The sequence below is a fragment of the Actinomycetospora sp. 2LY8.5 genome, from assembly GCF_057180585.1.
The window spans coordinates 360,033-372,522 of the sequence record NZ_JBXUHE010000004.1 but is presented as its reverse complement, the minus strand read 5'-3'; the positions used below and the strand labels follow the sequence as shown (position 1 = coordinate 372,522).

At 71.1% G+C, this 12,490-nt stretch carries 10 protein-coding genes; 7 read left to right on the top strand and 3 right to left on the bottom strand.

Annotated elements, in window-relative coordinates:
* Window positions 1-10 precede the first annotated feature (10 nt).
* The 4 genes from AC2A1K_RS08150 (at window position 11) to AC2A1K_RS08135 (ending at window position 3,901) form a co-directional block, all read left to right on the top strand.
* Window positions 11-997 carry a branched-chain amino acid ABC transporter permease gene (locus AC2A1K_RS08150; protein ID WP_483895803.1) on the top strand — a complete coding sequence of 329 codons (987 nt, stop codon included), beginning with the start codon at window positions 11-13 and terminating at the stop codon, window positions 995-997.
* Window positions 998-1,041: 44 nt separating this feature from the next.
* On the top strand, window positions 1,042-2,199 hold the full coding sequence (locus AC2A1K_RS08145) for a branched-chain amino acid ABC transporter permease (protein ID WP_483895802.1): 1,158 nt from the start codon (window positions 1,042-1,044) through the stop codon (window positions 2,197-2,199).
* Between the two features lie 101 nt (window positions 2,200-2,300).
* Window positions 2,301-3,185 carry an ABC transporter ATP-binding protein gene (locus AC2A1K_RS08140; RefSeq protein ID WP_483895872.1) on the top strand — a complete coding sequence of 295 codons (885 nt, stop codon included), beginning with the start codon at window positions 2,301-2,303 and terminating at the stop codon, window positions 3,183-3,185.
* The gene (locus tag AC2A1K_RS08135) at window positions 3,182-3,901 is read left to right on the top strand and encodes an ABC transporter ATP-binding protein (RefSeq protein ID WP_483895801.1); all 720 of its coding nucleotides are present in this window, start codon (window positions 3,182-3,184) and stop codon (window positions 3,899-3,901) included. The genes AC2A1K_RS08140 and AC2A1K_RS08135 overlap by 4 nt, the downstream gene beginning before the upstream one ends.
* An 81-nt stretch (window positions 3,902-3,982) precedes the next feature.
* Here the strand turns inward: AC2A1K_RS08135 and AC2A1K_RS08130 are convergent, their stop codons facing one another.
* Window positions 3,983-4,438: a PaaI family thioesterase gene (locus AC2A1K_RS08130; RefSeq protein ID WP_483895800.1), complete on the bottom strand. Its 456-nt coding sequence runs from the start codon at window positions 4,436-4,438 to the stop codon at window positions 3,983-3,985.
* 284 nt (window positions 4,439-4,722) lie between these two features.
* Between AC2A1K_RS08130 and AC2A1K_RS08125 the strand changes: the two genes are divergently transcribed.
* Both AC2A1K_RS08125 and AC2A1K_RS08120 read left to right on the top strand, forming a co-directional pair.
* Complete coding sequence (locus AC2A1K_RS08125; protein WP_483895799.1) at window positions 4,723-5,958, top strand: cytochrome P450; 1,236 nt, start codon at window positions 4,723-4,725, stop codon at window positions 5,956-5,958.
* Between the two features lie 5 nt (window positions 5,959-5,963).
* Window positions 5,964-7,535: a hypothetical protein gene (locus tag AC2A1K_RS08120; RefSeq protein ID WP_483895798.1), complete on the top strand. Its 1,572-nt coding sequence runs from the start codon at window positions 5,964-5,966 to the stop codon at window positions 7,533-7,535.
* Here the strand turns inward: AC2A1K_RS08120 and AC2A1K_RS08115 are convergent.
* On the bottom strand, window positions 7,502-9,142 hold the full coding sequence (locus tag AC2A1K_RS08115; RefSeq protein WP_483895797.1) for a putative bifunctional diguanylate cyclase/phosphodiesterase: 1,641 nt from the start codon (window positions 9,140-9,142) through the stop codon (window positions 7,502-7,504). The genes AC2A1K_RS08120 and AC2A1K_RS08115 overlap by 34 nt on opposite strands.
* Entirely contained in the window at window positions 9,123-9,509 is a 387-nt protein-coding gene (locus tag AC2A1K_RS08110) for a DUF7793 family protein (RefSeq protein ID WP_483895796.1), read from the bottom strand. Before AC2A1K_RS08110 ends, AC2A1K_RS08115 begins: the two co-directional genes overlap by 20 nt.
* A 150-nt stretch (window positions 9,510-9,659) precedes the next feature.
* On the opposite strand from AC2A1K_RS08110, the gene polA reads away from it, so the two are divergent.
* Window positions 9,660-12,428 (top strand): DNA polymerase I, encoded by a 2,769-nt coding sequence (gene polA, locus AC2A1K_RS08105; RefSeq protein WP_483895795.1) that lies wholly within the window; start codon window positions 9,660-9,662, stop codon window positions 12,426-12,428.
* Window positions 12,429-12,490 lie beyond the last annotated feature (62 nt).

Sequence of the window (12,490 nt, the reverse complement as noted above, 5' to 3'; positions counted from 1 at the left end):
CGCGGCGCCGTTGGCCGCGAGCACCGAGCCCTGGATCCATTTCGACGTCGGTCTGCTGATCGACCGGTTCTGGGCGAACACGGTGAACGGTCTGGCCTACGGCAGCATCTACGCGCTGGTCGCGCTGGGGTACACGCTGGTCTACGGCGTGCTCCAGCTGATCAACTTCGCGCACTCCGAGATCTTCATCCTCGGGGTGTTCGGGGTGTACCTGACGTTCCTGGCGTTCGGCTTCGAGCCCGGCGCGATCCCCAACCTGCCGCTCGGGTTCATCATCGTCGACCTGATCGTCGCCGGGCTGGTCGGCATGGCCGTGTCGGGCCTCGCCGCGATCCTGTTGGAACGCACGGCCTATCGACCACTGCGGCGGCGCAACGCGCCGCGCCTCGCGTTCCTGATCACCGCCATCGGTGCGTCGTTCGTGCTGCAGCAGCTCATCCGCATCTGGCGGGGCTCCAACCCCGAGGGCACGATCCGGCTGCTCCCGCCGTCGCCGGTGTTCACGATCTTCGGCGCGCCGGTGACGAACCTGCAGATCATCATCTTCGTGGCCTCGCTCGCGATGTTCTTCGTCGCGGACACCTTCGTGAACCGCACCCGGTTGGGTCGTGGCATCCGTGCCGTGGCCCAGGACCCGAACACCGCGACGCTCATGGGCGTCAACCGGGAGCGCGTCATCACGATCACGTTCATGGTCGGCGGGGTGCTCGCCGGCGCGGCCGGGCTCTTCTACCTGATGACCATCCCGCAGGGCGCGGTCTACAACGGCGGCTTCCTGCTCGGCATCAAGGCGTTCACCGCCGCGGTCCTCGGCGGGATCGGCAACCTGCGGGGCGCGCTGCTGGGCGGCCTGATCCTCGGCGTGGCCGAGAACTACGGACAGAGCCTGTTCGGCGGCGACTGGCGTGACATCGTGGCCTTCGTGCTGCTGGTGGTCGTGCTGATGTTCCGGCCGACGGGCATCCTCGGCGAGTCGTTGGCGAGGTCGCGGGCATGACGGACACGAAGCCTGTGGGAGCGCGACCGTCGATGAGAGAGCGCATGTCGCAGGTCTCGACGTTCTGGAACGCCCGCAGCCGCGTACAGCAGTGGGGTCTGCTGATCCCGGTCGTGGTCTTCCTGCTCTGGCTGCCGGTGCTCAACCCGCCGATCATCACGACGGAGCCGGCCACCGACTTCCCGATCGCGCTGTTCAACGCGGCGGTGCTCGCGCTGATCGCCATCGGCCTCAACGTGGTGATCGGGCAGGCGGGCCTGCTCGACCTCGGGTACGTCGGCTTCTTCGCGATCGGCGCCTACACGACGGCGCTGCTCTCGAGCCCGGACTCGATCCTCGGGGTGCGCTACCCGTGGCTGGTGATCGTCCCGATCGCCATGCTGGTCACGATGATCTCCGGGGTCATCCTGGGGACGCCGACGCTGCGACTGCGCGGCGACTACCTCGCGATCGTGACGCTGGGCTTCGGCGAGATCGTCCGGCTCCTCGCGGACAACATCGACCCGCTGCGCGGCAACCGGGGCTTCCAGAACATCGCCCGCCCGGAGGCCAGCTACCCCGACGGCTCGCCGGTGTTCACCCAGACCGACGTCCTCGGCTTCTACTGGTTGGCGGTCTGTCTGATCGTCATCGTGCTGATGCTGATGGGGAACCTGGAACGCTCCCGGGTCGGTCGGGCGTGGATCGCGGTGCGCGAGGACGAGGACGCCGCCGAGCTGACCGGCGTGCCGACCTACCGCTTCAAGATCTGGGCGTTCGCCATCGGCGCCGCGGTGGGCGGCCTGTCGGGTGCCCTGTTCGCGGCGCAGGTCGGGTACGTCAACAATCAGCGCTTCGACGTCGCGACGTCGATCCTCTATCTCGCCGCGGTCGTGCTCGGGGGTGCGGGGAACAAGGTCGGCGTCATCGTCGGCGCGTTCCTCGTGTCCTACATCCCCGACCGCTTCCAGTTCGAGCCGCAGTACCGCTTCCTGGTGTTCGGCGTCGCCCTCATGGTGCTCATGGCCTTCCGGCCCCAGGGCCTGCTCGGGATGCGCCAGCACCTGCTCGCCTACGGGCGCGAGGCGTACCAGAAGCTCTTCGGGAAACGCACCGGTGTCGGCCCGACCGGGATGACACCCTCGACCAGGGCGCAGGGCGACCTGCCCGAGACCACACCCGACGACCACGCGGGCACCTCACCGCGAGGGGGTGGCGAATGACCGCGGGAGACGATGAGGGGAGCACGCCGAGAGGGGAGCGGAGCTCGACCACTCGTATCGGGGAGCCGACGCGGGAAGGTCTGCTCACCGACCTCGAGCACATGGACGCGGCCGCCCGTGCCGAGCACGAGGCCGAGGTGTCGGGCACGGTCGCGCCGGACCGCGAGATCGCGGTCGGCATGGGCGAGACGCTGCTGGCGGTGGACGGGTTGACGGTCCGCTTCGGTGGTCTGACCGCGCTCGACAACGTGTCCTTCGACGTCAGGCGCGGCGAGATCCTGGGTCTGATCGGGCCCAACGGTGCCGGCAAGACCACGTGCTTCAACATCATGACCGGGGTCTACCGGCCGACGGAGGGCGACATCCGGCTCGAGGGCAACTCGCTCGCGACGATGAAGCGCTACCGGATCATCCAGACCGGCATCGCGCGCACGTTCCAGAACATCCGGCTCTTCGGGGCGATGACCGCTCTGGAGAACGTGGTGGTCGGCACCGACGCGCGGCACCGGACGTCGATCCCGGGTGCGCTGCTGCGCCTCCCGCGCCACGGCCGCGAGGAGCGCGAGGGCGTGGACAGGGCGATGGCGCTGCTCGAGTTCGTCGGGATCGCGCACCGCGCGGCGGACAAGGCGACGGCGTTGCCCTACGGCGACCAGCGCCGGCTCGAGATCGCGCGGGCCCTGGCCACCGAGCCGAAGGTGCTCTGCCTCGACGAGCCCGCGGCCGGCTTCTCGGCGACCGAGAAGGACGCGCTGTCCGAGCTCATCCTCAAGATCCGCGACGACGGGTACACGGTGGTGATCGTGGAGCACGACATGCGTGTCGTCCTCGGCGTCACCGACCGGCTCGTGGTGCTCGACTTCGGTCGCAAGATCGCCGACGGGCTCCCCGACGACGTCCGCCGGGACCCGGCCGTGATCTCGGCCTACCTCGGTGGTGCCGTCGACGAGGAGGCCACCGCGGGCACGGGGGAGGAGCCGTCGTGAGCCTGCTCGAACTCGACGACGTCAACGTCGCGTACGGCCGTATCCAGGCGCTGCGGGGCATCAGCCTGCGTGTCGAGGAGGGCCAGATCGTCGCCCTCATCGGCGCCAACGGTGCCGGCAAGACCACGACGATGAAGGCGATCTCGGGGATCCTGGGTCTGCAGTCCGGGGCGATGCGCTTCGACGGCGAGGACCTCACGAAGGTCCGGGCGGATCTCCGGGTGGTCAAGGGCATCTCCCAGGTGCCCGAGGGCCGCGGGATCTTCCCGGGCATGACGGTCGCCGAGAACATCGACATGGGCGCCTACGTGCGCAAGGACCGGCGCAGCCCGGAGTTCGCCGCCGACCTGGAACGCGTCTACGAGCTCTTCCCGCGCCTGTCCGAGCGCCGGTCGCAGACCGGGGGCACGCTGTCGGGCGGCGAGCAGCAGATGCTCGCCATCGGCCGGGCGCTCATGGCGAAGCCGCGCCTACTGCTGCTCGACGAGCCCTCGATGGGCCTCGCGCCGCAGTTCATCGCCCAGATCTTCCGAGTGATCCAGGAGATCAACTCCCAGGGCACGACGGTCCTGCTGGTGGAGCAGAACGCCACCCAGGCGCTCGGGCTCGCGCAGGAGGCCTACGTGCTCGAGACCGGCGAGGTCACCCGCTCCGGCACCGGCGCGGAGCTCCTCGCCGACCCGACGATCCAGGACGCCTACCTGGGCGTGAGCTAACCGGCGCCTCGGGGTTCTGCAGCGAACGTGGTGTTCGCTGCTTCTATGCGCGCGAAGTCCACGTTGATCACCATGCGCGGGTCAGCTGGTCGACCCCGGCGGGCGGTGGCGGTAGACGCAGCTGAGCTTCGCGGTGCAGACGCGGCGGTCCTCGTCGTCGGTGATGACGATCTCGAACGTGCCGATCGTGCGCCCGACCGACAGCGGTGTGCAGACGCCCGTGACGGTCCCGTCCAGCGCCGAACGGTGATGCGTGCAGGAGAGCTCGAGGCCCACGGGCATCCGCTCGGGCAGCCCGTGGAGGGCGGCGGCGGTGGAGCCGAGGGTCTCGGCGAGGACACCGTTGGCGCCGCCGTGGAGGAGCCCGAAAGGCTGGCGGTTCCCGGCGACGGGCATGGTGCCCACGACCCGGTCGGCGTCCCAGGACGTGATCTCGATGCCCATCCGGGTGGCGAGCTGCTCGTCGGGGTAGCGCACCTCGAGATCGGGCACGGCGGTCTGCTCGGGGACACGCACGGGTTCGGACACGGCGATCATGATAAGTGGTGCCGACGGTGACCGGTCGGGAGGCGGTGCCCTCGTCAGGGTCCGGATCGAGATGAGGTCGTGACACCGGTCGGCCGAGATCCCTGACGGAGCGTCGAGGTCCATCACCCGACGGCCGCCAGGGACGTTCGGTGGATTACACCCCATCGTCCGCGTTCGTTCCTTCTCCTCCGCGAAGCGTCCTGCTGGCATGCTCGTGCTCGCTGTCGATACGTCGTCTCCGGCACGCGTCGCGGTCACCACCGCGGCCCGCGTCATGTCGTGGGGAGCGCACCGTGTCCATCACCGCCGATTTCTCGGACATCGATCTGCTGTCGCCCGAGCTCTTCCCCGATCCGCATCCGGTCCTCGACCGGTTGCGACGCGAGGCCCCGGTCTTCTTCAGCAAGCAGCTCCGCTCGTGGGTACTCACCTCCTACGCCGACGTGACCGCCGCGCTGCGGGATCCCCGGCTCTCGGTGGTCGAGGAGATGAAGCGCCTCGACGACCTGACCGCGGCCGACCGGGAGGCCCTCCGACCGCTCCACGAGATCTTCACGTCCTGGGGCAACCGGGTCGACCCGGAGGCGCACCGCACCTTCACCTCGCTGCTGAAGAAGTACTTCACGCCGGGCCGCGTGGAGGCGCAGGAGGCCCGTGTCCAGCGCATCCTCGACGGACTGCTCGCGGCGGCCGTCGTCGGCGGCACGATGGACGTCGTCAACGACGTGGCGCACCCGCTCGCCATGACGCTGATGTCGGAGATCCTCGGCCTGCCGGCCGACCGCGAGACCGTGGCCTGGTACCTGGAGTGCTCCAACGAGATATCGCAATTGCTCGAGATGGGCGAGCGTGACCAGTTGTTCGGGTGCCAGCACGGGATGACCGCGCTCGCGGACTTCCTGCTACCGATTCTGCGGGAGCGCCGCGCGGACCCGGGCGAGGATCTGATCAGCGCCTTCTTCCGGGCCGATCCGACGGGGGAGCACTTCCCGGACCGTTACGTGGCCGCGCAGGTCATCATGTTCCTGGTGGTCGGCTACCACACGACGGCCAATCAATTGTGCAACGGACTGCAGATTCTCCTCGACAATCCGGGTGAGCGCGCGCGTCTCGCGGCCGATTTCTCGCTGATCCCGAACGCGTTCGACGAGATGATGCGTTTCCACGGGGCCGTCGCGTCGGTCCGCCGCATGGCGCTGCGTGATCTGACGATCCGTGACCGCACGATCCCCGCCGGCGACACGCTGGTGCTCGTGCTCGCGGCGGCCAACCGCGACCCCGACGCGTTCCCGGCTCCTGACGTCGTCGACCTGTCCCGCCCCCGGGCCAACAAGCAGGTCGGCTTCACCATCGGCCCGTTCTCCTGCATGGGTCAGGCGCTGGCCCGGCTGGAGGGCCAGGTCTTCTACCGGACGCTGCTCACCCGCTACCCGCACATGCGAGCCCGTCGCCGGGTCCCCGACATCGTCAGCTTCCGTCCGTTCGGGCGGGAGCTGCGGACGCTCGAGGTCGAGGGGGTCGCAGCGTGAAGGCCGTGCGGGAACGGATCGAGGAGCGCACGAGCCGGATCGCGACGCACCCGCTCTACACGTGGATCGCCACCGAGGCGCCCTCGATCACGCACTTCGACTTCGCCGCGGTGCTCGCCCCGTTCATCATGGGCTTCACCGACATGAACCGGTGGTTCCTGCGCTACCCGGACGCGAGCGACGGCCTGCGCCGGGCGATCAACCACCACACCCTCGAGGACGAGCAGCACTCGGCGCTGTTCGTCGAGGACTGGCGCCTGCTCGGGCTCGACGAGCGGCTGGGTTGGACCCCGGGCGAGACGCTCGCCTGGTATCACGCGTCGCCGTGGACCGAGCCGATCCGCCGGGACGGGCAGTGGATGCTGCGGGCGATCGTCGAGAACCCCGACCCGCTGCTGCGCTTCGCGCTGATGGAGTCCATCGAGTCGTGGGGCCACGTGATGTTCGCGGCGACGGCGCGGTCGGCCTCGGCGTTGACCCGCCGGACCGGTCAGGAGTACCGCTACTTCGGTCCCTTCCACCTCGAGCGCGAGCTCGGCACCCTGATCGACGGCGAGGAACTGTTCGACGAGGCCGTGCTCGACCCGGCGCGGCGGACCGCGGCTCTCTCGCTCGTCGACGGCCTGTTCGACCTCGCGGAGCGAGAGAGCGACCTCCTGCTGCCGGTGGCCCGCGACGGGCTCCACGTCTCCCCACCCCCGCCCGACCCGCCCCTGCCCGACCCGCCGCCGACCCCGCGGTCCGCGCCTCCGGTCCCCGCGGCGCCGGGACCCGAGCCCGAGCCGTCGGACGGCACGCGGCGGATCGAGTGCCTGCTCGACGACCGGCGACGGGCGGCGGCGAAACATCCACTGCTGGCGTGGATGGCCGCCGACGGCGACCCGCTCGACAAGCTGCGCCGCGTCGCGGCCTTCTGGGCGCCCGACTGTCTGGGCTACCGCGACCTCACCGTGAACGCCGTCGGCTACCCGTGGCCGTCGAGCCCCGAGGAGCGGGCCGTCAACCGCTGGACCGCGGCCCTCGGTGGCCACCAGGAGCTCTTCCTGCGTGACTGGGCCGCCCTCGGGATGGACGAGCACCTCGCGCTCACGGCGAGCGAGACCCTGGAGCACTACTGTCGCAGCGCGCACAGCGAGGTCCAGCGCGCGAGCGCGGCCGCGTTCGCGACCCTCGCGCACCGCCACCCCGACCCGCTCGTGCGTCACTGGCTGCTGGTCGCGCTGCAGGCCAGTGGCGACGCGTTCTTCGCGGCGACCCGGGCCCTCGCGCAGCGGGTCGAGGCGCAGCACGGGGTGCGCCTGGACTACCTCGCCGACCGCCACGGGCTCGCCGAGCCGGCGCTGCCTCCCGACCCCGAGGCGGAGGCCGTCGCGTTCCGGGCCCGCGAGCCCGACCCCGCGCAGGAGGCGGCGATCGCCGACATCGTGCGCGTCGTCTTCGACCGCCTGGCGGTGCAGATGACGGCGTCGCTCGCGCAGGCGCGACAGGGCCTCGACGCCCTCGAGGGACGGCGGCGCAGCGGGGAGCCGTTCCGGGCCGGTCCTCAGGTCCCGTTCGGCTCCGAGCGGTCCGCCTGACCGGTCCGGGCCCTGGGCACCACTCGCAGGTCCGCGCCGCCGACCGGGGCGAGCGCCCCGCCCACCTCGGCGGCGAGGCGCTCGGTGATCCCGTCCGCCGGGAGCGGACGGCTCCACAGGTACCCCTGCGCGGAGGAGCAGCCCAGTGCCCGCAGCCCCTCCGCCTCACCCGGCGTCTCCACCCCCTCGGCGACGGCCGCGAGGTCGAACGCGTCGATCACGGCGAGGATCGCCGCCGTGACACGGTGCTGGCGGGGGACCACGTCGAGCCCCTGGACGAGGGAGCGGTCGATCTTGATCGTGTCGACGAACGAGCGGCGGATGTAGCCGAGCGACGACGTGCCGGTGCCGAAGTCGTCGATGGCGACCCCGATCCCCGCCCGCCGCAGCGTCTCCATCGTCTGCATGGTGGGGAGGTCCTCGCCGAGCAGCTGGTTCTCGGTGATCTCCACCGTCACGTCGCCGGCGCGGACGCCGTGGCGCTCCAGGCAGGCGATGACGCCGTCGGCGAAGTGGGGCGCCCGCAACTCGATCGGGGACATGTTCACGTGCACCGCGAAGTCCCGGCCGTGCAGGACGGTGGCCCGCCACCGGGCGACCTGCGCGACCGCCTCCTCCAGGACGTAGTGGTCCACCGCCGCGACCAGCCCGGTGTCCTCGGCGACGGAGATGAACACCTCGGGGGAGAGCGCGCCGCGCTCGGGGTGGTTCCAGCGCACGAGGGCCTCGACGCCCGCCGTGGCGCCGGTCGCCACGTCGATGATCGGTTGGTAGTGGACGTTCAGCTGGCGGGTCGCGAGGGCCGTGCGCAGCTCGTCGGCGAGCTGCATCCGGGACAGCGCGGCCTGGTGCATCGAGGGCTCGAACACGCTCACGCCGCCGCGCATCCGCGCCTTGACGGCGTACATGGCGGTGTCGGCGTCGCGCAGGAACACCTCGGCGGCCTGGCCCCGGGTGCCGAAGCGCACGCCGATGCTCGCGGCGACCCAGCACGACTGGTCCCCGGCCCGGACGGGAGTGGACATGCTGGCCTGGACGCGGTCGGCGACCTCGAGGACCTGCTCCGGGTCGGCGTCCTGCACGACGATCGCGAACTCGTCGCCCCCGAGCCGGGCCACGGTGTCTCCCTCGCGGACCACACCGCGCAGCCGCTCGGCCACGGCCACCAGGAGATGGTCGCCGACGACGTGGCCGAAGCTGTCGTTGACGGCCTTGAAGCCATCGAGGTCGAGCACGAGGACGGAGGGCGGGGTGGCGCCGCGGTCGGCGCGCGCCATCGCCTGCCCGATGCGCTCGGCGAGCAGGGTGCGGTTGGCCAGGCCCGTGAGCGGGTCGTAGAGCGCGAGGCGCTCGAGGGCCTCGCGGGCGTTGGCGAGCTGGCTGGTCCGCTGGGCGACGCGCGCCTCGAGGTCGTTGGTGAGTGCCTGGAGCTCCTCGGCCAGCATGTTCAGGCCCACCACGACCGCGTCGATCTCGTCCGCCTCCGCGGACGACTCGAGCCGGGCGTCCAGCTGCCCGGACGCGAGCTCGAACACGAAGTCGACGAGGCGCTCGAAGCGCTCGGGATCGATGCGCCTCTCGCCCCGCTCAGGCCGCGGCGAGGTCATCGCACAGCCATCTCACGGCCGCGGTCTCGGAGGTGAAGAACCTCGTGGGTACCGGCTGCGCGCTGACGCTGAGCGCGAAGTTGGCCAGGACCTTGTCCACGGCGGAGCGACCGACCAGCGCGAGGCGCGTCGCGCCCGTGAACCGGGTGAAGGTCCTGCGGGCCTCGCGGGTGATCGAGGCCGTGCCCGTCATGTCGACGTAGAGGGGGAGCAGCCGCCCGTCGGTGAGCTCGGTGACCGCCCGCATGGCGGACCGGGCCAGCTCTTCGGTGATCTGCAGCCCCGGCTGCCAGCGCAGTCGCACGATGCCCGAGCCGTCGACGCGCACGTCCATCCGCGTGTCCGGCTCCGCGTCGCTCTCGCCCACGCAGCCCATCGTAGGACCCGTTGCTCCATTCAGTCTAACTACGGGAGCTTTGCCGTGCCTCATCGTCCGAACGAGGACGGCTGGTGCCACGCCCGGGGGAGGGAACCCGGGTGGGACGGGCCTGTCGGGGGGCGCGCCTAGACTCGCGCCGTGGCTCCGACCAGCACTGCTCCGTCCACCGCCGGGCAGCCCCCGACCGTCCCGGACGCCCCGGCGGGCGGGCGGGCACGCCTGCTCCTGCTCGACGGGCACTCGTTGGCCTACCGCGCGTTCTTCGCGCTGCCCACGGAGAACTTCAGCACCACGACGGGGCAGACGACGAACGCCGTCTACGGCTTCACGTCGATGCTCATCAACCTGTTGCGCGACGAGGAGCCGACGCATCTCGCGGTGGCGTTCGACGTCTCGCGCCAGACCTTTCGCGCCGAGACGTACGCGGCCTACAAGGCGAACCGGAGCACGACGCCGGACGAGTTCCGCGGCCAGATCGACCTGATCAAGGACATCCTTGCCGCGCTGGCCATCCCGGTGCTCGCGGTGGAGGGCTACGAGGCCGACGACCTCATCGCCACGCTGACCACCCAGGCGGTCGCGGAGGGGATGACGGTGTCGATCTGTACGGGCGACCGGGACGCGTTCCAGCTGGTCAGCCCCGAGGTCACCGTGCTCTACCCGCGCAAGGGCGTGTCCGACCTCGTGCGCTACACGCCCGAGCAGGTGATGGAGCGCTACACGCTCACGCCCCAGCAGTACCCGGACTTCGCGGCGCTGCGGGGCGACCCGAGCGACAACCTGCCGAGCATCCCCGGCGTCGGAGAGAAGACCGCGCAGAAGTGGATTCGCGAGTTCGGGTCGCTCGACGCCCTGGTCGACCGGGTGGACGAGGTGCGCGGCAAGGCCGGCGACGCGCTGCGCGAGCACCTGTCGTCGGTGGTGCTCAACCGCCAGCTCACCGAGCTCGTGCGCGACGTCGAGGGCATCGGCGTGGGCCCGGACGATCTGGTGGTGCGGCAGTGGGACCGCGACGCGGTGCACCAGCTGTTCGACAACCTCGAGTTCCGCGTCCTGCGCGAGCGGCTGTTCTCGACGCTCACCGCCGCCGAGCCGGAGGCCGACGAGGGCTTCGAGGTCCGCGGGTCGGCGCTCGAGACGGGCGCGGTGGCCGACTGGCTCACCGACCACGCCCGCGACGGCTCGCGGGTCGGGCTCGCGTTCCGGGGGCGGTGGGCGCACGGCACCGGCGATCTCGAGGGCGTCGCGCTCGCGGCCGCGGACGGCGAGTCGGCCTACCTCGACGTCCACGCGATGGACTCCTCCGACGAGAAGGCGCTCGCGGCGTGGCTGGCCGACGTCGACGTCCCCAAGGCGGGCCACGAGATCAAGGGGCCGATCCACGCGGTGCGCGCCCGGGGCTGGACGCTCGACGGGGTCACCAGCGACACCGCGCTCGCGGCCTACCTCGCCCGCCCCGGCGAGCGCAGCTTCGACCTCGCCGACCTCGCGCTGCGCTACCTGCGCCGCGAGCTGCGTGTCGAGGAGAGCGGTGGCAGCGAGCAGCTCACCCTCGACGGCGGCGAGGAGGAGGCCGACACCGCGCTCGCGCAGGCCGAGATGCTCCGGGCCCGCGCCGTCATCGACCTGGCCGACAAGCTCGACTCCGACCTCGCCGAGCTCGGCGGCACCGCGCTGCTCACCGAGCTCGAGCTGCCGCTGCTCGCCGTGCTGGCCGATCTCGAGGCCGCGGGCGTCGCCGTCGACGTCAGCGCGCTGCACGACCTCGAGTCGCAGTTCGGGGCCCGGGTCCAGGCGGCGGCGCAGTCGGCGTACGACGTCATCGGTAAGGAGATCAACCTCGGGTCCCCGAAGCAGTTGCAGGTCGTCCTGTTCGACGAGCTCCAGATGCCGAAGACCAAGCGCACCAAGACCGGCTACACCACCGACGCGGACGCGCTGCAGACGCTCAACGAGTCGAACCCCCACCCCTTCCTCGAGCACCTGCTCGAGCACCGCGACGCGACGCGGCTGCGCGTGACGGTCAAGGGCCTGCTCGACGCGCTCTCCGACGACGGACGCATCCACACCACGTTCAACCAGACCATCGCGCGCACCGGGCGGCTGAGCTCCACCGAGCCCAACCTGCAGAACATCCCGGTGCGCACCGCCGAGGGCCGGCGCATCCGCGACACCTTCGTCGTCGGGTCCGACTCCGCCGACGGCGCGTTCTCCGACCTCATGACCGTCGACTACTCGCAGATCGAGATGCGCATCATGGCGCACCTCTCCCGCGACGAGGCGCTCATCGAGGCGTTCCAGTCGGGCTACGACTTCCACTCGGCGACGGCCGCGCGGGTGTTCGGGGTCGCCGAGGACGAGGTCGATCCCGCGCAGCGCGCCAAGATCAAGGCGATGAACTACGGCCTGGCCTACGGGCTGTCCGCCTACGGGCTCTCCGCCCAGCTCCGGATCTCCAGCGACGAGGCCAAGGAGCTGATGGAGGAGTACTTCGCGCGGTTCGGCGGCGTGCGCGACTACCTGCGCCAGGTGGTCGTCCAGGCCGGCAAGGACGGCTACACGTCCTCGATCCTCGGGCGCCGGCGCTACCTGCCCGACCTCACCAGCGACAACCGCCAGCGCCGCGAGATGGCCGAGCGGATGGCGCTCAACGCACCGATCCAGGGCAGCGCGGCCGACATCATCAAGGTCGCGATGCTCGGGGTGCACCAGGCCCTGCGCGCGGAGGGTCTGCGCTCACGGATCCTCCTGCAGGTGCACGACGAGCTCGTGCTCGAGGTCGCCTCCGAGGAGAAGGAGGCCGTCACCGAGCTGGTGCGTCGCGAGATGGGCGCGGCGTTCGAGCTCGACGTGCCGCTCGAGGTGTCGGTCGGCTTCGGGAAGTCCTGGGACCAGGCCGCCCACTAGCGTGGTCACCCTCTCGCCGGCCACCCATCGGGGACCGGGGCGCCCGTGCTCGTCGCGCCGCT